This window comes from Nitratireductor sp. GCM10026969 (genome assembly GCF_042660605.1).
Taxonomy (GTDB): Bacteria; Pseudomonadota; Alphaproteobacteria; order Rhizobiales; family Rhizobiaceae; genus Chelativorans.
On record NZ_JBHSUM010000040.1, the window covers coordinates 1 to 23,706 of the forward strand.

The following is a 23,706-nucleotide window of genomic DNA, read 5'->3' on the forward strand; positions in this document are numbered from 1 at the left end:
GCCTACATCGACGCCGCCGCCGACAGCCGCCTCGCCAGGGACCGCACCCGAACCGTCCGCCGCGCCCTCACCGAACTCTGGAAAACAACCCCCGCACGATACCGCCTCGAAATCGAAACCAGAATCGAGACCGAAAAATGAGCGGATTGACCGGGCCCGACCTTCTCCAAAGGGGCGGGTGAGAGGGTCGGTGCACAGTGCCAGCCCTTTCGCATCCGGTCGTTCAGGAGCGCTTGCGCTGCCGGCGGGGCATTCAGCTTTCGATCCATTCATTGGGATTGAGGACCTGCGCCAGCCCACCCGGATGCAGCGGTTTGCCGGCCAGGACGAGTTCCGCCGCTTTCAGCGCGCTGGCGGCGAGCTGGATCGTCGGCTCAGGACCCAGCACTTCCAGGGGCAGTCCCAGCCTGCCTCGGCCGGGCGTTCGTGGCGGCCACACTTCGAGGCCAAAATAGCGAGCCGCCTTGCGGTCGATGTCGCCCCAATATTGGAGGATGACGGCGTCGGGCGCGACCTTGGCCAGGTGGCCGAGGTCTCGGATATCCAGCTGCATGTCCGTGGTCGGCCGCTGGGCGAGCACGACGGCATTCCAGGCGTGCTCGAACACCATGTCTGGACGAGGGAACACGACAATCCGGGCGCCCGCCGCGCGCAGTCCCCGTTCGAGGTTGCCAGCCAGCGGATTGCCGCAGATCAGTGCCACCCTGGCGTCGCGGACCGCCACGCGCGCGGCGCTGAAGAGCTTCAGACACAAAGCTGGATGATAGTCTGTACCGCCCACGTCCGGGTGGGATTCGTTGACCGCGGATACGGGGATCCGATGCTCCCTGCTCGCCTTCACGTCGATGTCGCCGGCCAGCAACGTCCAGGGCTCGCCTGCCACGGCGATGACGGCGCGGTCGGGGAGGCGTTCTATGAGGGATCTTGTGATGGGGCGTACCGGATCACAGTTGATCAGAATGTTGGCGCTGCTGCAGGTCTGGTGATCGATGCGCTCGCAGATCCGCAATTCGTTGTGCACGCCGGCGAGTGCGGCGAGCGACTCCGTAACGTCCGCGGATTCGCCGGCGGAATGGTACCGGTTCGACGGACGGGTGACGGCGGTCACGCTGGCCGCGCCGGCCAGAAGCGCCAGCGTTGCCGTCGCCGCCTGATAGCCCGTCGTGGCCGGCGCAACAACATGCAGATCCGACAGATCGAGCGTAAGTCTTTCGGCGCAGCGTTGGATCAGGGCCAGCATGCGCGGCATCTCGGTCTGCCCGATCATCGTTCGAGAACTGCTGGCGTGCCACATCTTCTTCTATACCGATCCGCCGCTCGCTTTTCGAACCGCGTGCCGTGCGGCGGTTCATGAAGGAAACGGCCGATTTTCCCGCTCCGGAATCTCACATGACGCGCCGGCCCCTTTCAGCGCCGGCGGCGCGGATCATAAAGCCGTATCCGTTTGAACCAGCTAAGATTTTTGTGCAAACTCAGAGACGAATGGTGTTAGCGCGCTACCAACTCGGGCTAGGCAGATGATCGTTCTACTCCGTTTGAGAGGCTGCAGAGCTACTTGCGCGGCGCGATCGGCGTGACGACACCTCGAGCGTGCGGCAGCATTCCTGCGCCTATCAGGCGGGAAAGCTGGATTCCTCTTTGTGGATGGGCGGTCATTTAGACGGATCACGACAATGTGATCCATGTTCTAAGCATGTTTTTCCCTGAAAAGCTCGTTCGTTAGGCCAAAAATCCTTCGAAATGGTCGCTGCTACCACCTTAGGAGAAATCCCTAGGGGAAAATATGCATGTTATGAATGACTAAATCCGGGCTTGGCGTCGGCTTAGGTCGCCGGCCCGCGGGAAGGGGCATGCTTCAGGCATGGTGGGGTTTTTCGGAGACATTCTGAAGTCCCTTGATGCGATTGCCTCGGCCGATAGGGGGCCGTCCCGCCCCGAGCGTTCGAAAGACGACTTTGGCGGCAGGATCAAGCGGCGAACCTACGCAACCGGTGCGACGATCGCCGACTGGGACGACAGCAGGCAGGCTATCCTCCTGATCGTTTCCGGCTGGGTGGCCTCCGGAAAGGCACTGACCAGCGGGGCGCGGACGGTGCTCGACCTTTCGCTTCCCGGCGATATCGTGACCATCGGCACCACCGAGTGGGCGCGTGAGATCATCACGGCACTGTCTCCCGTGACGATCATTGAGTTGCCGGGCCCTAGCTACAAAACATTGTTGCACTATCCTGAGCCTGTTTCGGAGGCGGTTCTCAAGGGAATGGCCCGGCGCTATGCGCGACTGGCCGAGCATCTCGTCAATATCGGCCGGCGCGGCGCGGTGGAGCGCACTGCGCATCTGTTCGTCGAACTCGCACACCGCGTCAATGTCCGGGAGAAGGACGGGGTGCGGCGCTTTTCGTGTCCGCTGACGCAGGCCGACCTCGCTGACGCACTCGGCCTGACAGCCGTTCACGTCAACCGCGTTCTGAAGGAATTGCGTGAAGCCGGATACGTGTCATTTCGCGGCGGGGTCGTCGAAATCACCGATTTCGAGGGACTGGTCCAACTTGCTCAGTTTGATGCGTCATATCTCGCATTGAGAGCCCGCTAGGCACCAACAACTTTAAGTTGTCACGTATATACAGAAACAACCCATAGGTGCCTAATCTCTTATCAATTGGTAAAAAAATGACTAGAGATTAATCCAAGTTAGTGCGCGTAGTACACAACTGTGCAGATAATATCATCCAAGTTGCCCAAGTCGGAATCATACCGATGCTTTGGGGCGGGGTAAGTTTATCTACCAAGAAATGAGTGGCAACATTGCTGGAAGTTCAGGCAAAGTATCCGAGAGGCCATGTGCCTACAAATGTGGAGTTCGGGACTCCGCATAAATTGTCAGGGGAGTTGTGTCGTGGAGTTGACAAACGCGATTACGCAGACGCCTGGTTTTGGACAGGCGCCGCAAATAACGGGGACGCTGCAGAAGATTAAGGGTTACGAAGCAGGACGTGGACTCGGCGGGGAGGCCCAACGGGATCTTGTGCTGCTGATTGATCCGCGTGCACTCGACAGAGAGTGTCTTTCCCGCAGTCTCGCAACACAAAATCCGGCGATGGAATTCATCGCCGTGGGTTCGGCGGAAGAATGGCGCGAGCGTCATGATTTTCGCGAACCCTCGGCGGTGCTCTTCATCGCCGGGAGCAGAAGGGTGACGGAGCCGACCGTCAGCGGTGAGATTCAGCGCCTGTCGGAAGAGTTCGTGGCCAGCCCCGTCATCGTGGTGGCCGATACGGACGATCTCGGTCAGATTCTGAAGGCGCTGGAATCTGGCGCACGGGGTTACATTCCCAGCAACGTCGGTGTCGGTGTGGCCGCCGAGGCCATTCTGCTGGCGCGCGCGGGCGGTGTCTTCGTGCCTGCCAGCGGGGTCCTGGCCATGCGCGACGTGATCAACGCACGGAGCAACCGGGTCAGCGGCCTGGACAATCTTTTGACCGCGCGTGAAGCGGAGGTTGCCGAAGCACTGCGTCGCGGCAAAGCGAACAAGATCATCGCTTACGAACTGCAGCTTTGCGAAAGCACGGTCAAGGTCCACATCCGTAACATCATGAAAAAGCTAAACGCGACCAACCGCACGGAGGTCGCCTACAAGATCAGGGAGATGATGCCCTAGCCGGCCCTTGGGTTTTTGTCTGTCTTCGCACGGCCGACCGTATCGAGGACGGCCGTGCGAAGCGTACCGGTCGGCCGCCCTTGGCGCTTGACTCACTCCTCCTATGATCCCCATCTAAAAGACAGTCAGCAAGCTGGATGGGCGCACCGACCCGCAGGTGGTGAAGCCACCCGCCAGCGCACGGTGATGGGCCGATAGGGCCGCGCTTGTCCAACTGCGAAGTGATACCGCTAGGAACGTCGGAAAGAAGGAACCGGACGGTCTTGAAAATGCGGGATGTGAATATGCGCGGGGTACGGTGCGACGGCCTATCCACGTTGCCGGGACTACGGTAACCTTTCCGAATGTGTTGAGTCGTGTGGGTTCCGTGAGGAACCTTTGCAGGTGAGAAACCGTTCAACCGACACAGGAGCCGACAGGCCGCGACGCAAACGCCCTCAACCCGCCCTGTCACGAGAGAGCACGATGCAAAGGAGAGAATCTGAAGTCTTCGATCTCTTTTCGGAGATTTACACGAGCACCACACGCGAGGAGATGAGCCTGCAGGAGTATCTTCTCGCCTGTCGCGACGACCCGTCCATGTATGCCACCGCTGCCGAGCGGATGGTGGACGCGATCGGAGAGCCGACCCTCGTCGATACGAGTGCGGACGAACGCCTTGGCCGTATTTTCGCCAACCGGACCATCAAGATTTATCCCGCCTTCGCCGATTTCTACGGCATGGAGGACACGATCGAGCGCATCGTGGGGTACTTCCGCTATGCGGCGCAGGGGCTGGAGGAGCGCAAGCAGATCCTCTACCTCCTGGGGCCTGTCGGCGGGGGCAAGTCTTCCCTTGCCGAGCGGCTGAAGAAGCTGATGGAGCAGCGGCCCATCTATACGCTGGCCATGAACGGGCAGATCAGTCCGGTCTTCGAGTCGCCGCTGGGCCTGTTTCATCCCGACCGTATGGCCGAGCTTCTGGAGGATAAGTACGGCATCGCCAGGCGGCGGCTGACCGGGTTGATCTCGCCATGGGCCACCAAGCGGCTCGATGAGGTCGACGGCGATATCTCCAAATTCAGCGTCGTTAAGCTGATACCGTCTCGGCTGCGCCAGATCGGCATCGCCAAAACGGAGCCCGGTGACGAGAACAACCAGGACGTCTCCTCCCTGGTGGGCAAGGTCGATATCCGCCAGCTCGAAAATTTCAGCCAGGCCGACCCGGACGCTTATTCCTATTCCGGCGGGCTCAACCGCACGACCCAAGGGCTGCTCGAATTCGTCGAGATGTTCAAGGCACCGATCAAGGTCCTGCATCCGCTTCTGACGGCCACCCAGGAAGGCAATTACAACGGAACGGAGAACTTCGGCGCCTTCCCCTACCAAGGCATCGTGGTCGCCCACTCCAACGAGTCGGAGTGGCTGCAGTTCAAGAACAACAAGAACAACGAGGCCTTCCTCGACCGCATCCTGGTGGTCAAGGTGCCCTATTGCCTGCGGGTGACCGAGGAGAAGCAGATCTACGAAAAGCTCCTGCGCGAAAGCGAGCTCGTCAGCAATCCCTGCGCACCGGAGGTGCTGGAGATCCTGAGCCGCTTCACCGTGTCCACCCGGCTGCACGAGCACGAGAACTCGCCGCTCTACACGAAGATGCGGGTCTATGACGGCGAGAACCTGAAGGATATCGATCCCAAGGCGAAGTCGGTGCAGGAGTACCGGGATACCGCCGGCGTCGACGAGGGCATGACCGGTGTGAGCACGCGCTTTGCCTTCAAGGTGCTGTCGGAGACCTTCAACTACGACACCAAGGAAGTGGCCGCCGACCCGGTGCACCTCATGTACATCATTGAGCAGGCCATCAAGCGGGAGCAGTTCCCCAAGGAGCAGGAGACCGCCTATCTCGACTTCATCAAGTCGGAGCTCGCGCCGCGCTATGCGGAGTTCATCGGCCACGAAATCCAGAAGGCCTATCTCGAATCCTACAGCGAGTACGGCCAGAACCTCTTCGACCGCTATATCGCCTATGCGGATGCCTGGCTTGAAGACCAGGACTTCAAGGATCCGGACACGGGGCAGATCCTCAACCGGGAAATCCTCGACAGCGAGCTGTCGCAGATCGAAAAGCCGGCCGGCATCGCCAATCCGAAGGATTTCCGCAACGAGGTGGTGAAGTTCACGCTGAGGGCACGCGCCAGGAACCACGGGCGCAATCCCTCCTGGACGAGCTACGAGAAGCTGCGTGAGGTTATTGAGAAGCGGATGTTCGGCCAGGTCGAGGATCTCCTGCCGGTGATCAGCTTCGGCTCCAAGAAGGATTCGCAGACAGAGAAGCAGCATGCCGAGTTCGTCCAGCGCATGGTGGAGCGCGGTTACACCGAACGCCAGGTCCGGCGGCTGGTCGACTGGTACATGCGCGTGAACAAGGCGGGCTGAGATGGGCGCGCGCGGGATGACCGATGCCGAATTTCATCGACCGTCGCCTTAACCCGAAGGACAAGAGCCTCGGCAATCGGCGGCGCTTCCTGAAGCGGGCGCGCGAGGAACTGAAGCGCGTTATCAAGGAACAGGTCAAATCCGGCAAGATCGCGGACGTGGATACCAAGCATTCGGTGCCCATGCCCGACCGCGATACGAGCGAGCCGTCTTTTCAGAAAGCCCGGACGGGCGGCGAGCGCGAGCATGTGTTGCCCGGTAACAAGGAGTTCTCGCCCGGCGACCGGCTGCCGAAGCCCGGTGGCGGCGCCGGGGAGGGCGGCTCGAATGCCGGCATCGGCGAAGCCGAAGACGATTTCCGCTTCGTCCTGTCGCGCGAGGAGGTGTTGGACCTTTTTTTCGAGGATCTCGAGCTTCCCGACATGGTGAAGCTCAATCTGAAGGAAGCGATCGCACACAAGCCGCGCCGGGCCGGCTACGCCACTTCCGGCACCCCCAACAACATCAATGTCGGGCGCACCATGCGCAACAGCTATGGCCGCCGCCTGGCCCTGCGCCGGCCGAGCCGCAGGCAAGTGGAGGCGCTTGCCGAGGAGGTCGCCAGACTGGAGGCGGACCCCGCTGGAAATCAGGAGCGTCTCGAGACACTCCGGCAAGAGCTCGAAACGCTGGAGCGCCGCCGCAAGGTGATCCCTTTCGTCGATCCGCTCGACATCCGCTTCAACCGTTTCGAGCCGCAGCCGTTGCCCAATGCGAGCGCGGTGATGTTCTGCCTGATGGACGTCTCGAGTTCCATGGGCGAACGGGAGAAGGACCTCGCCAAGCGATTTTTCGTGCTCCTGCACCTTTTCCTGAAGCGCCGTTACGAGCGGATCGACATCGTCTTCATCCGCCATACGCACGAGGCGCGGGAGGTGGATGAAGAGACTTTCTTCTATTCCACCCAGAGCGGCGGCACGGTGGTCTCCACCGCGCTTGAGGAGATGCTGCACATCATTCGCGAGCGCTATCCGTCGCGGGAGTGGAATATCTACGCCGCGCAGGCCTCCGACGGCGACAACATCGCCGGCGACTCGGAACGCTGCGCCTCGCTTCTGCACGAGGAAGTGATGCGACTGAGCCAGTACTACGCCTATGTCGAGATCATTGACGAGCGGGAGACGGAGATCTTCGGGGCGACCGACAACGGCACTTCGCTCTGGCGGGCCTACCGGACGGTGGCCGAGCAATGGCCGAATTTCCAGATAACGCGCATCGCCCGTCCGGCGGATATCTATCCGGTCTTCCGCAAACTTTTCGCCAAGCAGCCAATTGTCCAGATGCGCAGGTAGGCGTCGATGGGTGTGAAAAAAGGGGCGAAAGGAGCGGGTCTGCTGTTCGAGGGTTCCGACTGGAACTTCGAAACGCTGTCGCGCGTCTACGACGCGATCGAGGAGATCGCGGTCGGAGACCTGGGGCTCGACATCTATCCGAACCAGCTCGAGATCATCTCGTCGGAGCAGATGCTCGACGCCTATTCCTCGATCGGCATGCCGCTGATGTATCAGCACTGGTCCTTCGGCAAGCGCTTCGTGTTCGAGGAGCACCTCTACCGCAAGGGACAGCGGGGGCTGGCCTATGAATTGGTCATCAACTCGAACCCCTGCATCACCTATCTCATGGAAGAAAACACCATGACGATGCAGGCCCTGGTGACGGCTCACGCCGCCTTCGGCCACAACCACTTCTTCAAGAACAACTATCTCTTCCAGCGCTGGACCGATGCGAGCGCCATTCTCAGCTATATGGATTTCGCCAAGAAATACATCGCGCGCTGCGAGGAGCGCTACGGCCTCGCCGCGGTGGAGAACATTCTGGATTCCGCCCATGCGCTGATGGACCAAGGTGTTTTCCGCTACCGGCGAGCGCCGCGGCTTTCCTCGGAGAAGGAGCGTGAGCGGGTGCGCGAGCGGCTGGAATACGAGGAGCAGACCTACAGCGACCTTTGGCGCACGCTGCCGAAGGCCAAGTCCGGCGGGCGCTCGGACGCGCGCGAGCAAGAGTACCTGGAACGCAAGCGTTCGCTCAACCTGCCGGAAGAAAATTTGCTTTACTTCCTGGAGAAGAACAGCCTCATCCTGGAGCCATGGCAGCGCGAGATCCTGCGGATCGTGCGGGTGATCGCGCAATATTTCTATCCGCAGCGCCAGACGAAGGTGATGAACGAGGGGTGTGCCACCTTCGTTCACTACACCGTCATGAACCAGCTCTACGACGAGGGGCGGATCTCCGAAGGCACCATGCTGGAGTTCCTGCAAAGCCACTCGAACGTGGTCTTCCAGCCCGATTTCGACGATCCACGCTTTTCGGGCATCAACCCTTACGCCCTCGGCTTTGCGATGATGCGGGACATTCAGCGGGTCTCCACACAGCCGACGGCGGAGGATCGAGACTGGTTCCCCGACATCGCCGGCAAGGGAGAATGGCGCGAGACGCTGCTCGATGCCTGGGCCAATCACCGCGACGAGTCCTTCATCCTGCAATATCTGAGCCCGACGCTCATCCGCGATTTCAGGCTCTTCCTCCTGGCCGACAGGTCGAGCGATCCCTATTGCGAGGTCACCGCGATCCACAACGAGCGCGGTTACGAGAAGGTGCGCTCGGCGCTCGCCCGCAACTATGATGTCGGCGTCCTCCAGCCGGACGTGCAGGTCGTGGATGTCGACCTTCTGGGCGATCGTCATCTGAAGCTGCAGCATCAGGTCAGGAACGGAATTCGGCTGCAGGAGGAGACCCGGGACACCACGTTGCGCCACATCCGCAATCTGTGGGGCTATGACGTGACCCTGGAGGGGATCGAAGCCGGGACGGGAAAGGTGGTCTACGAATCCTCCACCAAGCAGCTGACCATGTGAACTCCGGCCGTGCGGCCGGCATCTTGCCCATGGACATTGCCGCTTGAAACCTGCTCAACTCGCCGCCTGAATCGGAACACAAGGAGGATGGGCAGGAGATGAACAGGATCGATCTCGAGGGCCAGGTTGCCGTGGTGACGGGCGGCGCGCAGGGGCTTGGATTGGCCATTGCCAAGCGGCTGGCCGATTCCGGCGCCAAGGTGAGCCTCTGGGACATGAACGCCGACCTCCTCGGCCAGGCGGTGGAAGCGCTGGGCTCCGCGGCATCGGGCAAGGTGGTCGACATCACCGACCTGCCCGCCCTGGAAGAGGCCCATGCCGCGGTGGAGCGCGAGGTCGGGCCGGTTTCGATCCTGGTGAATTCGGCCGGCGTGGCCGGCGGAAACGCGCCGCTCGACGAATACGACCCGGAGGAATGGCGGCGTGTCGTCGAGATCAACCTCAACGGCACCTTCTACGTGAACAAGGTGGTCGTGCCGTCGATGAAGGCGCGCAACTACGGCCGCATCGTCAACATCTCCTCCGTCGCCGGCAAGGAAGGCAATCCCAACCTGTCGGCCTATTCGGCCGCCAAGGCCGGCGTCATCGGCCTGACGAAATCGCTCGGCAAGGAGCTCGCCAAATACGACATCGCCGTCAATGCCATCAGCCCGGCCACCGCCAAGACGCGCATTCTCGACACGCTGACCGAGGAGTTCATCGAGTACATGTTGGTGCGCATTCCCCGCGGCCGGTTTCTGGAAGTGGAGGAAGCAGCGGCCATGGTCGCCTGGCTGGTTTCAAAGGAAAACAGCTTCACGACCGCATCCGTTTTCGACCTGTCGGGCGGGCGCACGACCTATTGAAGATGTGGTATTCGTAGTGTTTCAAGGCGTTCCGATGGGGTGCCGACTTCTCCGCCTCGCCCATGCGCGGACGTGCGCCGCAAAGCCTACGCCGCTGCCCCCATCGCCATTCCGATGAAGCGGTAGCGCTGGCGGTAGCGGGCCGGGGTGATGCCGGTCGCCCGCTTGAAGAGGCGGCGGAAATAGGCGGGGTCCTCGTAGCCGACGGCGCCGGCGATGACGTCCGTCGGCTCGGCGGTCGTCTCCAGCATCTGCTTGGCTTCCTCGATGCGCAGGGCCTGCACGTAGTCGATGGGCGCATAGCCCGTCGCCGCCTTGAAGCGGCGTTTGAAGGTGCGCTCGGACAATCCCGAAAGGGCCGCCATGCGGGCGACCGGGTTCGGCTCGCTATAATGGTCGGCGAGCCACGACTGACACCGGTTGATCACCGTGTCCTCACGGCGTGGCACCCGCGTCATGGCGGCGAAAGGGAGCTGGCCCTCGCTGCGGTCCCCAAGCACGAAGATCTTGGCGATGCGCACAGCCTCGGCGGCGCCGCAGAAACGGGCGACGAAGTAAAGCGCCATGTCCGTCCATGAGCCGGCACCGCCGCCGGTGACGATGCGGTGTTCCGGACCGGCCGGACAAAGAATGCGCTCCGGATGCAGCTTCACATCCGGGTAGTATTCATCGAAGAAGTGCGTCACGGCCCAATGGGTTGTGGCCTCGACGCCGTCGAGCAGGCCGGATTCGGCCAGGAAGATCGTGCCCGTGCAGACGGAGCAGACGACGGCGCCGCCCTCGAATTGACGACGTATCCAGGCGGCTTCCTCCTCCCACCGGCCGCGCGGCGAACCGTCGGGCGCTAGGGCAAGGTCGGTCACGATGACGAGATCCGCCTGGCCGGCGTCGCAAAGGCGTGCCTGCGGGGCAATGGGCGGGCCGAAGAGCGAGGGATAAGGCGCGGCGTCCCTTGCCACGATGGACGTTTCAAGCCGACGGACGCTGATCGCCTCGCCGGTCATTTCGTGCCATGCCACTCCCACCGAAGAGAAGATCTCGTGCAGCCCGTAGAGGGCGCCGGGCGTGGTCTCGGGCAGGGCAAGCAGGCTGATCTTGGCTGGAGCGCTGTCCACTCGCATGCGTGACAATGGCATGAAAGCCACTTTTCTGTCCATTCCGTACCTTCAGCCGACATCGCTCGAAGGGTAGTGCGCACCACGTCAGATCGTGAATAGGAGGAGGTTGCAATGAGTGTGGCTGCGGAAATCGAGAAAGCGGATATGGCGGCGGCGGAGGCTTTCGCTGAAAATGTCGGCGGCATCCTCAATTCGGGTGCGGTGGCGGTGATGATGTCGATCGGCCACCGGCTGGGACTGTTCGACCTGCTGGCGGAAATGCCGCCGTCCACGAGCGCCGTGATCGCCGGGCGCGCCCAGCTTTCCGAACGCTATATCCGTGAGTGGCTGGCGGTGATGGTTATGGGCGGAATCGTCCGGTACGATCCCGCCGACAATTCCTATCGGCTCCCGCCCGAGCACGCGGCCTGCCTGACGCGAGGAGCCCCGCTCGGCAATCTCGCGGTCTATGCGCAGCCCATCGCGCTTATGGGACAGATCCAGGAGCGGCTGCTCGCCTGCTTCGAAACAGGGGAGGGGCTCGCCTATGGCGATTTCCCCTGTTTCCATCAATTCATGGAGGAAGACAGCGGCCAGACGGTCGTCGCGCAGCTTTTCGATTCCGTCCTGCCTTTGGTCGACGGCATCATGGAGCGGCTGGACGCCGGTATCGACGTGCTCGACGCCGGCTGCGGGCGCGGGCTGGCGCTGATCGAGATGGCGCGGCGCTTTCCGGCAAGCCGCTTTGTGGGCTACGACCTGTGCGCCGACGCGATCGAATTCGCCAACGCAAAGGTGCGGGAGGAGGGCCTCGCCAATATCCGGTTCGAGAAGCGCGATCTGACCGGCTACGACGAGAAGGCGCGGTTCGACTTCATCACCAGCTTCGATGCGGTGCACGACCAGAAAGACCCGCAAGCGCTGATCCGCGGTCTCCGCGGTGCGTTGCGGCCCGGCGGCGTCTATCTGATGCAGGACATCGGCGGCTCGGCGAAGCTCGAGAACAACGTCGATTTCCCGATGGCAGCGATGCTCTATGCGGTCTCCTGCGCCCACTGCACGCCCGTCTCTCTGGGGCAGGGCGGCTTGGGGCTCGGCACCATGTGGGGCTGGGAGACGGCCGAAGGCATGCTGAAGGAGGCGGGCTTCAGTTCCGTCGAGCGCAACGTGCTTCCGCACGACCCGATGAACGTCTGGTTCGTCTCCCGCGTGTGAGGCCCCGGCGCGTTGGCGGGCAGTGCGGCAACGGCAGCCGCGCGCCCGCCGGCAATCGCGCAATTGACATTCCGGTCCGCTTTGTGGCGCTGTGAACGGATCATCCGGAGGAGGCGCCATGACGGATCTCGTCATCACCAACGCAACCGTGGTCACCTGCGACGATGTCGGCACCGTCATTGCCGACGGCGGCGTGGCCGTCGCCGGTGGCCGCATCACGCATCTTGGCTCGACGGCAGAGCTCGAGGCCCGGGCGGACAATGCAAGGCATGTGATCGACGGTGCGGGCCACATCCTCATGCCCGGTTTGATCAACACCCATTGCCATGGTGGCGACAGCCTGTTCCGCGGCCTCATCGAAGATCTGCCGCTGGAGCCCTGGCTGCAGACGGTGTGGAAGGCGGAGGGCGCGATCCTCAACCCGGAGACCACCTATCTTGGCACGGTGCTCGGCTTTTCCGAACTCCTGCTTTCCGGCGTCACCACGGTGATGGACATGTTCTGGTACCCGGCCGAGACGGTGAAGGCAGCCCGAAGGGTGGGCATGCGGGTCTCGACCGGCGGCATCTTCTTCGATCCTCCAGGGGTGACCGGCCATGACCTGAAGGGCCGGGTCGCGGCGGCCGAGCGCTTCTTCGAGGAATTTGGCGATGCCGAGGACGTCCTGCCGGCGGTTCTGCCGCACGGCGCGTATACGGTCGGCCCGGAAAATCTGCAGGTCGCCAAGGAGATCGCCGAGCGCCACGGTGCCCTGTTTACCACCCATGCAGCCGAGACGAAGGCGGAGCAGGCGGACGTGACCAGCCGCTATGGCCGCTCGGTCATCCGTCACCTCGACCATCTGGGACTGCTCGACGCGCGCACGGTGCTTGCCCACTGCGTTCATCTGGACGACGAGGAGATCGAGATCCTCGCGCGCACCGGCGCCACCGTCTCGCACAATCCGGTATCGAACCTGAAGCTCGCCTCCGGTGTCGCGCGCGTGCCGGAGATGCTTTCGGCTGGTGTACGGGTGGCGCTCGGCACGGATGGGGCCATCAGCGGCAACGATCTTGACATGTGGCTGGCGCTGCGGCTGGCCGCCACCCTGCACAAGGGCGTCTCCGGCAGGGCGGACGCGGTCTCGACCGGGCAGGCTCTTGCCATGATGACGTCGGCCGGGGCGGCGGCGCTTGATGCTGCGGACCGGATCGGCAGCCTGGAGCCGGGCAAGTTCGCCGACATGATCATGATCGACGTGAAACGCCCGCACGCCGTTCCCATGTTCGATCCCGTGACGCATCTCGTCTACTCCACGGCGAAGTCGGATGTGCGCCATGTCTTTCTCGGCGGCGAGCAGGTGGTGCGCGACGGCGTGCTGACGCGCCACGGGCTTCATGAGACGATCGAGGCGGTGGAGCGGCTCGCGCCGAAGATCGCTCAGAGCATCGCCTGAAGGGGCCGGCGGATCATGACGGAAAGTCAGCTTTCGCGCCTCGAACGCGCCCATGCCTCGATCGAAAGGCGGGCGGGCGCGCCCTGCGAAATCGCCATCATGCTCGGCTCGGGCCTGGGGCAGATCGGCGAAGCGGTCGAGGACGCGGTCCGGATCCCATATGCGGAGATCGCGGATTTTCCCGTCTCCACGGCGCCCGGCCACAGGGGCGAGCTCATTTTCGGGATGCTTCATGGCCGGCGCGTGGCCGTCATGCAGGGCCGGCTGCACCTTTACGAGGGGTGGTCGCCGCGCGATATCGCGCTCGCCGTCTATCTGCTCAAGCGTCTCGGCGCGACGACCCTGATCGTCACCAACGCCGCGGGCGGACTCAACCCGGACTACCGTGCGGGAGAGGTAATGCTGATCGAGGACCACCTGAACTTCACCGGGCTCAACCCGCTGGTGGGCATGAATGACGAGGCCATCGGCCTGCGTTTTCCCGACATGTCGCGGGTCTATGATCCCGATCTTCTGCGATCGGCAAGCCAGGCCGCCGGCCGCACGGAGGTGCCCGTCAGGCACGGCATCTATGCCGGCGTGCTGGGCCCGTCGCTGGAGACCTCGGCCGAACGTCGTTTCCTGCGCGGCTCGGGAGCGGATGCGGTCGGCATGTCCACCGTCATGGAAGTGATCGCCGCAGCCCATGCGGGCTTGCCGGTCCTTGGTATCTCTGCCATCACCAACCAGGCCACCGGCGGGCCGGATCAGGCGGTCGATACTGTGGAGGCGGTGCTGGCGAACGCGGTGCGCTGCGGCGAGAAGATCGCGCTGCTGTTGCGCGAATTGCTGCCGGCGCTGCCGTCGCGGTAATGACAACAGGCCGGCCCGAAGGGGGGATAGGCCGGCCTGCTCACGGGCGACAGAAGGGCACACTGTCGCTTGCCAAAGCAACGCCGATCGCGCCCGTCGGTTCCGGCGATCAAGAAAAACTCTCGGCAGGCGGAGCGTCCTGTTTCGACACCCTGGCGGTGCAAACAGGCGACAGCGCTTCCCCCAAAACCGGAAAACCGGCGACAAAACCGGCCGAGCATGGTATCTTGAAACAGACAAGGGTTGCGGTTCGGCGTGACCTTCTGTCCATCGCGAGCCGCAACCATACCGGACCAAGTCCAGGAGGGATGGTTATGGCGGGTTTTCACGTACTTACCGGTTCCGGGAGCACGATCGCGCATCCGAAAGTGCGCCGCATCGGTGTCTCCGATATCCTCGATGCCATGCGCAGCGGCCTGGCTGATTTCTGGGACAGGCCATCCCACTACGTTTTCTTGTGCCTGATCTATCCCGTTATCGGAATGATCCTGCTCACATGGGCTTCCACGGGCAACGCGTTGCAGCTGATCTTTCCGCTCGTTGCCGGTTTCGCCCTTCTGGGGCCCCTGGCGGCAATCGGGCTCTACGAGATCAGCAGGCGTCGCGAGCGGGGCGAGGATGCATCGTGGCGGTATGCGTTCGAAGTCGTGAAGTCGCCGGCCATTCCCTCGATCCTCGCAGTCGGGGCGATGCTGATGGCCATCTTCCTCGTCTGGATTTTCACCGCGCAGGCGCTCTATGCTTGGCTTTACGGCCCGACGGCGCCGGATGCGCTGATCGGTTTCATCTACGAAGTCTTGACCACGCGCCAGGGATGGACATTGCTCCTTGTCGGCAATTTCGTGGGATTACTCTTTGCCCTGGTCGTGCTCAGCACGACGTCCGTTGCCTTTCCCATGCTGCTCGACAGGGATGTCGGCGCCTATGCCGCCGTCGCGACCTCGGCGCGCGTCATGCTGACCAACCCGCTGCCCATCCTGCTGTGGGGGTTGATGGTGGCGGCGCTTCTGGTGATCGGCACCATTCCGCTGCTCGTCGGGCTTGCGGTGATCTTCCCCATTCTCGGCCATGCGACATGGCACCTTTACCGCAAGACGGTGGTCGCGCCGCCGGAGCGAAAACGGCGGCGATAGGGCTACTGGAGAGGCGCCTCCCGCCCACTCCGGGAAATGAATGATAAAGCCGCCGGGTAACGAACGACGGCCCCGTGTGACCGCATGGACGCATGAGGTCGATGCTCCCGGGCTTCGGCCAGCATCGGCTATCCGCCGCCGAGGAGGTTCATCCGGGTAAGGGCAGTGTAGTCGGATTCGATCGCCATGATGGCGACGAAGACGAGCACGGCAGCCGGCGGCAGCAGGATGGCGTAGACCAGCGCCAGGCGCTCCCAGACCATGTGCATGAAAACCGCCACGATCAGACCTGCCTTGAGGAACATGAAGACCAGGATCAGGCTCCAGCGTAGATAGCCTTCGAAGCCGACATAGTCGACCAGGTAGGAGCAGGCGCTCAAGACGAACAGCCAGAACCAGACCATCAGATAAAGCCTGATCGGATGCTGCTGTCCTTCCGCGTGTTCCGCGATGGCGGTCTGCGAATAGCGGGGGCGTGCGTGTTCAGCCGGGGAAGCCATGGCCGTTCCTCACCACAGATAGAAGAATGCGAAAATGAAGACCCAGACGAGATCGACGAAGTGCCAGTAGAGGCCCATGATCTCCACATGCTCGTAGTCGCCGCGCCGGCTGGTGAAAAACCCCGGGGTGCCTTTCTCGTAGTCGCCGCGCCAGACCTTGCGGGCGACGATAAAGAGGAAGATCACGCCGAAGGTGACATGGGTTCCGTGGAAACCGGTGATCATGAAGAAGGTGGCGCCGAACTGCGGCGCACCCCAGGGATTGCCCCATGGGCGCACGCCCTCGGTGATCAGCTTGGTCCATTCGAAAGCCTGCATGCCGACGAAGGTTGCGCCGAGGAGCGCGGTAAGGATAAGCAGGGCCACCGTCGGTCCGCGGGAGCGCCGGTAGGCGAAGTTCACCGCCATCGCCATGGTGCCGCTCGAGGAGATGAGCACGAAGGTCATGATGGCGATGAGGATGAGCGGCATGTTAACGCCCCCGATATGCAGGGCGAAAACCTCGCTGGCGTTCGGCCAAGGCTCTGTGGTCGACATGCGCGCCGTCATGTAGGCGAGCAGGAAACAGCCGAAGATGAAAGTGTCCGACAGGAGGAAGATCCACATCATGGCCTTCCCCCATGAGGCGGACTTGAAAGCGCGCTGGTCCGACGCCCAGTCGGCGGCCACGCCCCGCAGCCCTTCCTTGCGGTCCTGTTTCGCCCCGAAGCCGTTCAGTGTGGTCTCGGCCATCCTCTTCCCCTTCAGGTCAGCAATTGCCGGCAGACGGCAAGGAAGTCGCCCGCCCAGCCGGCAAGCAGGACGAAGATCGCCAGCCAGACGAAGAGCAGGAAATGCCAGTACATGGCGCAAAGCTCGACACCGAGGCGCAGCGGGCCCGGTTCTGCGTCCTCTTGCCAGGCTCTCGCCAGCACGTTTCCAAGGGCGACAAGACCGCCCAGAATGTGCAGGCCGTGCATGCCGGTCAGCAGGTAAAAGAAGCTGTTGGCGGGATTGACTTCGAGATAATGGCCGGCGGCGGAGAGGTCACGCCAGGCGAGCAACTGCCCGGCCAGGAAGACCAGCGAGGCGAGGCCGGCCGCCGCAAGGGCAAGCCGCATCATGTCCATGCGCGCCTCACGCGCTGCGCGCACGGCGCAGGAAAGCGCCACGCTCGCGAGGACAAGAACGCCGGTGTTGAGCCAGAGCACGCGCGGCACGGGCGGGGCCTGCCAGTCCGCATATTCCATGCGCATGAAATAAGCGCTGGCGAAAAGCGCGAAGAGGCTGCCGACCACGGCCAGGAAGATTCCGAGTGCGATCTTGGCCGTCGGCATGCCCGAGACGTCGGTCTCGGGCAGGGCCGAATGCACGCCCTGTTCCAGCCACGGCTTCGACAGGATCCGCTGGTGGAAGAGCCACCAGAAGGAAAATCCGATCACCACGACCAGGAAGACGAGGATGGCGCTCATGCCCGCCCCGCCACCGGTTTTTGCGGCCAGGGATCGCTCTGGGCGATGAAATCCTCGGGCGCGCCGGGGACGCTGTAGTCGTAGGCCCAGCGATAGACGAGCGGGCGCTCGTCTCCCCAGTTGCCGTGCGGGGGCGGTGTCGTCGGCGTCTGCCACTCCAGACTGGTGGCGCGCCAGGGATTTCCGCCCGCCTCCCTGCCGTAGCGCAGGCTCCAGATGAGGTTGAACAGGAAGACCATCTGCGCGGCACCGACGATCAGGGCGGTGACGGAGATGAAGGCGTTGAGGTCGTGCACCGAGTCGGGAATGAAGGCGGTGTCGCCGAGCTCGGGATAGCGGCGCGGCGCGCCGACCAGCCCGACATAGTGCATCGGGAAGAAGATCGCGTAGGCGCCGACGAAGGTGACCCAGAAATGGATCTGGCCCATCGTCTCGTCGAGCATGCGCCCGGTAATCTTCGGGTACCAGTGATAGATGGCGCCGAAGACGACCAGGATCGGCGCGACGCCCATCACCATATGGAAATGGGCGACCACGAACATGGTGTCCGACAAGGGCACGTCGACCACCACATTGCCGAGGAAGAGGCCGGTGAGCCCGCCATTGACGAAGGTGACGATGAAGGCGAGCGCGAAGAGCATCGGCAGCGTCAGGTGGATGTCGCCGCGCCACAGCGTCAGCACCCAGTTGTAGACCTTGATCGCCGTCGGCACGGCGATGATCAGCGTGGTCGTGGCGAAGAAGAAGCCGAACCAGGGATGCATGCCGGAGACATACATGTGGTGCGCCCAGACGATGAAGGAAAGCGCGCCGATGACGACGATCGCCCAGACCATCATGCGATAGCCGAAGATGTTCTTTCGCGCGTGGGTGCTGATGAGATCGGAGACGATGCCGAAGGCGGGCAGGGCGACGATATAAACCTCCGGATGACCGAAGAACCAGAAGAGGTGCTGGAAGAGGATGGGACTTCCGCCGCCATAGCTTAGCTGCTGGCCCATCTCGACCAGCGCCGGCATGAAGAAGGAGGTGCCGAGCAGCCGGTCGAACAACATCATCACGCAGGCGACGAAGAGCGCTGGGAAGGCGAGCAGCGCCATGACGGTGGCGGTGAAGATGCCCCAGACGGTCAGCGGCATGCGCATCAACGTCATGCCCCGCGTGCGGCCCTGGATAACGGTCACCACATAGTTCAGCCCGCCCATGGTGAAGCCGATGATGAACAGGATGAGCGAGACGAGCATCAGGATGATGCCCCAACTCTGGCCGCCCGGCGTGCCGGTCAGGATCGCCTGCGGCGGGTAGAGCGTCCAGCCCGCGCCCGTCGGGCCGCCGGGCACGAAGAAGCTTGCCGCGAGCACGAGAACGGCAAGCAGATAAATCCAGTAGCTCAGCATATTCACGTAAGGAAACACCATGTCTCGCGCGCCGACCATGAGCGGGATCAGGTAGTTTCCGAAGCCGCCAAGGAAGACGGCGGTCAAGAGATAGATGACCATGATCATGCCGTGCATGGTCACGAACTGGTAGTAGGCTTCGGGCGTGATAAAATCGAAGGTGCCGGGGAAGCCGAGCTGCAGCCGCATCAGCCAGGACAGGACCAGCGCGACAAGGCCGATGGCTATCGCCGTGCCGGAATACTGGATGGCGATCACCTTGGCGTCCTGCGAGAAGACATAGGTCGTCCACCAGCTTTTCGGATGGTAAAGCTCCAGCTCGGGAACTTCCGCGGGCGGGATCCCTTCATCCGGGCGAGATGTGGCATCGACCATCGTTTCTCTCCCTTCTTCCGGCCGCGCCGGACTTCCAGCTACGTCGCAACCTCCCGGTTCACGGTTCCACGCTTTCGGCCGCGCCGACCTGCCGCGAACCGGAAAGTGCGGCGAATGTCGACTGCTCCTGCAGCCATGCTTGATAGTCTTCCTCGGTATCGACCACCACGGTGCCGCGCATATAGCTGTGGCCCGTGCCGCACAGTTCCGCGCAGAGGACCTCGAAGGTGCCGGTCCGCGTCGGGGTGAACCAGAAATAGGTGACCATGCCCGGCACCATGTCCATCTTGGCGCGGAACTCGGGCACGTAGAAATCGTGCAGCACGTCGACCGAGCGCAACAGCACCTTCACCGGCTTCTCGATGGGCAGGTGCAACGCGTCTGCCACGATCACCACGTCATCCTGGCCCGCGGGATCGTCGGGATCGATGCCGAGCGGGTTTTCGAAGGTGACAAGGCGGTTGGAGGCTTTGCCGAGCCTGTTGTCCTCGCCGGGCAGGCGATAGCTCCATTGCCATTGCTGGCCGACGACCTCGATCTCGCCGGCCTCGTCCGGCACGGTGATGAACTGCCACCACACGTAAAGGCCGGGCGCCAGCATCGCCGCCACGCCTACGGCGGTCACGATGGTGAGCCAGGATTCCAGCTTCTTGTTCTCCGGCTCATAGGCCGCCTTCGCGCCTTCCTTGTGGCGGAAGCGGAAGACGCACCAGGCCATGAACAGGACAACGGCGGTGAAGACGGCGCCGGTGATCCAGAAAGTGATGATGAGCGTCTGGTCGATATAATTCCAGTTCGAGGCAATAGGCGTCCACCACCATGGGCTCAGAAAGTGGAACAGTATCGAGCCCACGACGACCAAGACCAGCACAAGGGCAGCGGCCATCCTATTGTCCTCCCGGCCGCCCACAAAAATCTCGGATCTCTCGGGCGGCCGCCGTCATAATAGCTTAAAATGGCCGGGAATATCCAGTGCCGGGGCCGGGAGGCGTTTTGCGGAGGGTGGTGAGGCGGTCGGACAGGCCGCTTATGCCCCTGGATTTCCGGACGCGATCGCACATGAACTGATGCGCGTTTGCCGGCCGGGCGCCGGCTTCTCGGTTTGGCGCTTCTCCTGTAGTATCGGCACAGGGAGCGTTGCCGCCGCGGGCGGCCGGGTGTCCTGTTCGCGCCCGTTCTGCGCGCGAAGGCGCTTCCCGGAGGTTCGTGCGATGGACCTGAGGATGTCGATTTTCGTGGCGGTGGCGATCTTGGCGCTGCTTCTGTTCGGCTTTGGATTGCTCCCGCTGTGATGCGGCGGGCGCAAGGCCCGCCGCATGTCGGTCATGTGTGCCGCTCTTACAGCTCGATTTCCTGGGCCACGCCTCTCTCCCGGGCGCGCTCGACGGCCACGGCCGCCACGGCGAGGTCCTGCAGGGCAACGCCCGTTCCGTCGAAGAGCGTGATTTCGTCTTGGCTGGCACGGCCCGGATGAAGGCCGGCGATGACGGCGCCGATGGGCGTGATGGCCGCCCGGTCCACCAGACCCTCGGCGATCGCGTGCTGCGCCTCGCCGATGGTGACGGACTGGTCGACCTCGTCGGTGAAGACGGAGGCAGCCTTGAGGAGCACGGCCTCGACCTCCTGCTTGCCCTTGGTGTCGGTGCCCATGCAGGCGATGTGGGTGCCGGGACGGACGTGTTCCGCCAGAAGGGTCGGCGCGAAGCTCGAGGTGATGGTGATGATCACGTCGGCCTCGGCCCCCAGTTGGTCCAGTTCCACGGCTTCGAACGGCAGGTCCAGCTCTTTCGCCGTTTCCGCGAGGCGGGGCAGCATTTCCGGGTGCGGGTTCCAGGCCACGACCTTTTCGAAATGCCGCTGACGCACCGCCGCACGCATCTGGAAGGCCGACTGGTGGCCGGCGCCGATCATGCCAAGCACCCTCGAATCCTCGCGGGCCAGATGGCGGATCGAGACGGCGGCCGCCGCCGCCGTACGCACGGCCGTCAGATAATTGCCGCCCACCAGTGCCGACGGCTGGCCGGTATCGGGATTGAACAGGAAGACCGTCGACTGGTGATTGGTAACGCCCCTGTCGATGTTGTGCGGCCAGTAGCCGCCGGCCTTCACCCCGAGCGTCATGCCGGCGCGGTCGAAGCCTCCCTTGAAGCCGTAGAGCGCGTCGGCATGCCCGATCGCCTCGCGCACGACCGGGAAATTGGACGCCTTGTCCTCAGCCATGGCGGCAAAGGCCTTGGACACGGCCTCGAAGGCCGCATCCTCATCCACGAGCTCGGGGCAGAGCGCTTCGGGAACGATCGCGAGCTTCGGCATCAGTACGCCTTACCCCGCGCCGTCACGGGCCACAGTGCTTCCACCTTGCCGCCGCGCACGCCGACATACCAGTCGTGCACGTTGCAGGTCGGATCGATATGGCCGGGAACGAGCTTCAGCTTCTCGTTGGGCTTCAGGACGCCGTTCGGATCCTCGATGACGCCGTGCTCGTCGGAGCACTTGATGTATTTCACGTCGTCGCGGCCGAAGATCACCGGCAGGCCCGAATCCACCGACTGCGCCTTCAGTCCGGCGTCGCAGATGGCCTTGTCCGGCTTGGCGTGGCTCATCACCGAGGTGAGGATGAAGAGCGCGTTCTCGAACTCGCTGATCGGCTTGCCATCCTTGTCGAGCACGCGCTGGTAGTCGGCGTCCATGAAGGCGTAGGAGCCGCACTGCATCTCATTATAGACGCCGGAATTGCCCTCGAAATAATAGCTGCCGGTGCCGGCACCACCGACGATGGCGCATTCGATGCCTTCGGCCTTCAGCATGGCGACGGTCTTGCGCACCATGTCGATGGCGGCGTCGATCTTGGCCTTGCGCTCCTCGAAGGAATGGACGTGCTGTGCCGCACCCTGATAGGCCTGCAGGCCGGAGAAGGTGAGGTTGGGGGCAGCTTCGATGGCCTTGGCCAGTTCCACCACGGGCTCGCCCGCTGCCACGCCGCAGCGTCCTGCGCCGCAATCGATCTCGACCAGGACCTCGATTTCGGTGCCGTGGCGGGCGGCTGCTTCCGACAGGTCGGCGATGTTGTCCTTGTCGTCGATGCACACGATGGTGCGGGCGCCGAGCTTGGGCAGCCGCGCCAGGCGGTCGATCTTGGCCGGGTCGCGCACCTGGTTGGAAACGAGGATATCCTTCACGCCGGCGCGGGCGAAGCTTTCCGCCTCGCTCACCTTCTGGCAGCAGATGCCGACGGCGCCCTTCTCGATCTGCAAGAGGGCGATGTCGGCGGATTTGTGCATCTTGCCGTGCACGCGCAGGCGCACGCCCATGGCGTTGGCGAAGTGCTGCATGCGGTCTATGTTGCGGTCCAGCGCGTCGAGATCGACCACCAGGCAGGGGGTCTGGATCTCGCTTTCGTCCATGCCGATCGCGGCGGGAATGTCGTAGCCGACCTCAAAGTCGGTGATCTTGGGTTGCGTGTTCATAGGGCTTCCCTCTGGTTAGCTCTTGAGCCAGGGCAGTTTGTCGAGATCGACATTGCCGCCGGTGATGATGACGCCGACACGCTTGCCTGCGAAGGTGCCGGGGTTCTTCAGGATGGTCGCCAGCGGCACGGCGCTGGAAGGCTCCATGACGATCTTCATGCGCTGCCAGATGAGGCGCATGGCGTCGACGATTTCCTCTTCCGTGGCCGTGAAGATGTCGCTCACGTGGCGCGAGACGAAGTGCCAGGTGAGATCCTTGAGCGGGACCTTGAGCCCGTCGGCCACCGTCTGCGGCGCGTCGTCGGCGATGATGTGGCCCGCCTTCAGCGAGCGGTAGGCATCATCCGCATTGGCCGGCTCGGCGGCGTAGATCTTCGTCTCCGGAGCGATGTTGGAAAGCGTCAGGCAGCAGCCGGACACCATTCCGCCGCCGCCGATCGGGGCAATGACGGCATCGAGCGGGCCGACCTCCTCGACCAGTTCCTTCGAGCAGGTGGCCTGACCGGCGATCACGCGGGGATCGTTGTAGGGGTGGACGAAGTCCGCGCCCGTCTCCGCCACCACCTCGGCGAACACCGCCTCGCGCGAGGAGGTCGAGGGCTCGCATTCCACGATCTTGCCGCCATAGCCGCGCACGGCCGCCTTCTTCGCCTCGGGCGCGGTGTGCGGCATGACCACGGTCACGGGCACGCCGCGGCGGGAGGCGGCGTAGCTGAGCGAGAGCGCGTGGTTGCCCGAAGAATGGGTGGCCACGCCCTTTTCGGCGAGCGCGTCCGAGAGCCCGAAGACGGCGTTCGATGCGCCACGCGCCTTGAAGGCGCCGGCCTTCTGGAAGTTCTCGCACTTGAAGAAGAGTTGCGCGCCGGTGCGCCGGTTCAGGTACTCCGACGTCAGCACCGGGGTCTGGTGGTTGTAGGGGCCGATGCGCTCCTGCGCGGCCAGTACATCCTCATAGGACGGGATCAACATTGT

General features: G+C 63.2%; 20 protein-coding genes. 10 read left to right on the plus strand and 10 right to left on the minus strand.

What is annotated here, in order from left to right:
- Window positions 1-253 precede the first annotated feature (253 nt).
- On the minus strand, window positions 254-1,267 hold the full coding sequence (locus tag ACFP9U_RS10875) for a hypothetical protein (RefSeq protein ID WP_378621313.1): 1,014 nt from the start codon (window positions 1,265-1,267) through the stop codon (window positions 254-256).
- Window positions 1,268-1,861: 594 nt separating this feature from the next.
- Between ACFP9U_RS10875 and ACFP9U_RS10880 the strand changes: the two genes are divergently transcribed.
- From ACFP9U_RS10880 to ACFP9U_RS10905, 6 genes are all read left to right on the plus strand, one after another.
- Complete coding sequence (locus ACFP9U_RS10880; protein WP_378621315.1) at window positions 1,862-2,593, plus strand: Crp/Fnr family transcriptional regulator; 732 nt, start codon at window positions 1,862-1,864, stop codon at window positions 2,591-2,593.
- A gap of 303 nt (window positions 2,594-2,896) precedes the next feature.
- On the plus strand, window positions 2,897-3,658 hold the full coding sequence (locus tag ACFP9U_RS10885) for a LuxR C-terminal-related transcriptional regulator (protein WP_378621316.1): 762 nt from the start codon (window positions 2,897-2,899) through the stop codon (window positions 3,656-3,658).
- Between the two features lie 465 nt (window positions 3,659-4,123).
- Complete coding sequence (locus tag ACFP9U_RS10890) at window positions 4,124-6,073, plus strand: PrkA family serine protein kinase (protein WP_322451686.1); 1,950 nt, start codon at window positions 4,124-4,126, stop codon at window positions 6,071-6,073.
- A 23-nt stretch (window positions 6,074-6,096) separates the two neighbouring features.
- On the plus strand, window positions 6,097-7,404 hold the full coding sequence (locus tag ACFP9U_RS10895) for a YeaH/YhbH family protein (RefSeq protein ID WP_378621319.1): 1,308 nt from the start codon (window positions 6,097-6,099) through the stop codon (window positions 7,402-7,404).
- Between the two features lie 12 nt (window positions 7,405-7,416).
- Window positions 7,417-8,967 (plus strand): SpoVR family protein, encoded by a 1,551-nt coding sequence (locus ACFP9U_RS10900; protein WP_378621357.1) that lies wholly within the window; start codon window positions 7,417-7,419, stop codon window positions 8,965-8,967.
- A gap of 98 nt (window positions 8,968-9,065) precedes the next feature.
- A complete protein-coding gene (locus tag ACFP9U_RS10905) occupies window positions 9,066-9,812 on the plus strand; it encodes an SDR family NAD(P)-dependent oxidoreductase (protein WP_378621321.1) in 747 nt (248 codons plus the stop codon).
- 86 nt (window positions 9,813-9,898) lie between these two features.
- Here the strand turns inward: ACFP9U_RS10905 and ACFP9U_RS10910 are convergent, their stop codons facing one another.
- Window positions 9,899-10,969, minus strand: a complete 1,071-nt coding sequence (locus ACFP9U_RS10910; protein ID WP_378621322.1) for a GlxA family transcriptional regulator — start codon at window positions 10,967-10,969, stop codon at window positions 9,899-9,901.
- A 72-nt stretch (window positions 10,970-11,041) separates the two neighbouring features.
- On the opposite strand from ACFP9U_RS10910, the gene ACFP9U_RS10915 reads away from it, so the two are divergent.
- The 4 genes from ACFP9U_RS10915 (at window position 11,042) to ACFP9U_RS10930 (ending at window position 15,544) form a co-directional block, all read left to right on the plus strand.
- Window positions 11,042-12,124 (plus strand): class I SAM-dependent methyltransferase, encoded by a 1,083-nt coding sequence (locus tag ACFP9U_RS10915; protein WP_378621324.1) that lies wholly within the window; start codon window positions 11,042-11,044, stop codon window positions 12,122-12,124.
- Between the two features lie 118 nt (window positions 12,125-12,242).
- A complete protein-coding gene (locus ACFP9U_RS10920; RefSeq protein ID WP_378621327.1) occupies window positions 12,243-13,559 on the plus strand; it encodes an amidohydrolase family protein in 1,317 nt (438 codons plus the stop codon).
- A gap of 15 nt (window positions 13,560-13,574) precedes the next feature.
- On the plus strand, window positions 13,575-14,411 hold the full coding sequence (locus ACFP9U_RS10925; protein WP_378621328.1) for a purine-nucleoside phosphorylase: 837 nt from the start codon (window positions 13,575-13,577) through the stop codon (window positions 14,409-14,411).
- 314 nt (window positions 14,412-14,725) lie between these two features.
- The gene (locus ACFP9U_RS10930) at window positions 14,726-15,544 is read left to right on the plus strand and encodes a DUF2189 domain-containing protein (protein ID WP_378621330.1); all 819 of its coding nucleotides are present in this window, start codon (window positions 14,726-14,728) and stop codon (window positions 15,542-15,544) included.
- 128 nt (window positions 15,545-15,672) lie between these two features.
- On the opposite strand, the gene ACFP9U_RS10935 is transcribed toward ACFP9U_RS10930, so the two are convergent.
- From ACFP9U_RS10935 to bhcB, 8 genes are all read right to left on the minus strand, one after another.
- Window positions 15,673-16,044: a cytochrome C oxidase subunit IV family protein gene (locus tag ACFP9U_RS10935; RefSeq protein WP_378621332.1), complete on the minus strand. Its 372-nt coding sequence runs from the start codon at window positions 16,042-16,044 to the stop codon at window positions 15,673-15,675.
- Between the two features lie 9 nt (window positions 16,045-16,053).
- Window positions 16,054-16,776: a heme-copper oxidase subunit III family protein gene (locus ACFP9U_RS10940; RefSeq protein ID WP_378621333.1), complete on the minus strand. Its 723-nt coding sequence runs from the start codon at window positions 16,774-16,776 to the stop codon at window positions 16,054-16,056.
- 11 nt (window positions 16,777-16,787) lie between these two features.
- A complete protein-coding gene (locus tag ACFP9U_RS10945; protein WP_378621335.1) occupies window positions 16,788-17,495 on the minus strand; it encodes a cytochrome c oxidase subunit 3 in 708 nt (235 codons plus the stop codon).
- Window positions 17,492-19,267: a cytochrome c oxidase subunit I gene (gene ctaD, locus ACFP9U_RS10950; protein ID WP_378621336.1), complete on the minus strand. Its 1,776-nt coding sequence runs from the start codon at window positions 19,265-19,267 to the stop codon at window positions 17,492-17,494. Before ctaD ends, ACFP9U_RS10945 begins: the two co-directional genes overlap by 4 nt.
- Window positions 19,268-19,325: 58 nt before the next feature.
- Window positions 19,326-20,153 (minus strand): cytochrome c oxidase subunit II, encoded by an 828-nt coding sequence (gene coxB / locus ACFP9U_RS10955; RefSeq protein WP_378621338.1) that lies wholly within the window; start codon window positions 20,151-20,153, stop codon window positions 19,326-19,328.
- Window positions 20,154-20,605: 452 nt separating this feature from the next.
- Complete coding sequence (gene bhcD, locus ACFP9U_RS10960) at window positions 20,606-21,580, minus strand: iminosuccinate reductase BhcD (protein ID WP_378621340.1); 975 nt, start codon at window positions 21,578-21,580, stop codon at window positions 20,606-20,608.
- Complete coding sequence (gene bhcC, locus ACFP9U_RS10965) at window positions 21,580-22,734, minus strand: 3-hydroxy-D-aspartate aldolase BhcC (protein ID WP_378621342.1); 1,155 nt, start codon at window positions 22,732-22,734, stop codon at window positions 21,580-21,582. Before bhcC ends, bhcD begins: the two co-directional genes overlap by 1 nt.
- A gap of 15 nt (window positions 22,735-22,749) precedes the next feature.
- Window positions 22,750-23,703 carry a beta-hydroxyaspartate dehydratase BhcB gene (gene bhcB, locus ACFP9U_RS10970; RefSeq protein WP_378621359.1) on the minus strand — a complete coding sequence of 318 codons (954 nt, stop codon included), beginning with the start codon at window positions 23,701-23,703 and terminating at the stop codon, window positions 22,750-22,752.
- Window positions 23,704-23,706 lie beyond the last annotated feature (3 nt).

Excerpts from the sequence above, each read along its gene's own strand:
- ACFP9U_RS10875 (WP_378621313.1), bottom strand. The coding sequence starts at position 1,267 with ATGATCGGGCAGACCGAGATGCCGCGCATGCTGGCCCTGATCCAACGC.
- ACFP9U_RS10880 (WP_378621315.1), top strand. The coding sequence starts at position 1,862 with ATGGTGGGGTTTTTCGGAGACATTCTGAAGTCCCTTGATGCGATTGCC.
- ACFP9U_RS10890 (WP_322451686.1), top strand. The coding sequence starts at position 4,124 with ATGCAAAGGAGAGAATCTGAAGTCTTCGATCTCTTTTCGGAGATTTAC.
- ACFP9U_RS10895 (WP_378621319.1), top strand. The coding sequence starts at position 6,097 with ATGCCGAATTTCATCGACCGTCGCCTTAACCCGAAGGACAAGAGCCTC.
- ACFP9U_RS10905 (WP_378621321.1), top strand. The coding sequence starts at position 9,066 with ATGAACAGGATCGATCTCGAGGGCCAGGTTGCCGTGGTGACGGGCGGC.
- ACFP9U_RS10910 (WP_378621322.1), bottom strand. The coding sequence starts at position 10,969 with ATGGACAGAAAAGTGGCTTTCATGCCATTGTCACGCATGCGAGTGGAC.
- ACFP9U_RS10915 (WP_378621324.1), top strand. The coding sequence starts at position 11,042 with ATGAGTGTGGCTGCGGAAATCGAGAAAGCGGATATGGCGGCGGCGGAG.
- ACFP9U_RS10920 (WP_378621327.1), top strand. The coding sequence starts at position 12,243 with ATGACGGATCTCGTCATCACCAACGCAACCGTGGTCACCTGCGACGAT.
- ACFP9U_RS10925 (WP_378621328.1), top strand. The coding sequence starts at position 13,575 with ATGACGGAAAGTCAGCTTTCGCGCCTCGAACGCGCCCATGCCTCGATC.
- ACFP9U_RS10930 (WP_378621330.1), top strand. The coding sequence starts at position 14,726 with ATGGCGGGTTTTCACGTACTTACCGGTTCCGGGAGCACGATCGCGCAT.
- ACFP9U_RS10935 (WP_378621332.1), bottom strand. The coding sequence starts at position 16,044 with ATGGCTTCCCCGGCTGAACACGCACGCCCCCGCTATTCGCAGACCGCC.
- ACFP9U_RS10940 (WP_378621333.1), bottom strand. The coding sequence starts at position 16,776 with ATGGCCGAGACCACACTGAACGGCTTCGGGGCGAAACAGGACCGCAAG.
- ACFP9U_RS10945 (WP_378621335.1), bottom strand. The coding sequence starts at position 17,495 with ATGAGCGCCATCCTCGTCTTCCTGGTCGTGGTGATCGGATTTTCCTTC.
- ctaD (WP_378621336.1), bottom strand. The coding sequence starts at position 19,267 with ATGGTCGATGCCACATCTCGCCCGGATGAAGGGATCCCGCCCGCGGAA.
- coxB (WP_378621338.1), bottom strand. The coding sequence starts at position 20,153 with ATGGCCGCTGCCCTTGTGCTGGTCTTGGTCGTCGTGGGCTCGATACTG.
- bhcD (WP_378621340.1), bottom strand. The coding sequence starts at position 21,580 with ATGCCGAAGCTCGCGATCGTTCCCGAAGCGCTCTGCCCCGAGCTCGTG.
- bhcC (WP_378621342.1), bottom strand. The coding sequence starts at position 22,734 with ATGAACACGCAACCCAAGATCACCGACTTTGAGGTCGGCTACGACATT.
- bhcB (WP_378621359.1), bottom strand. The coding sequence starts at position 23,703 with ATGTTGATCCCGTCCTATGAGGATGTACTGGCCGCGCAGGAGCGCATC.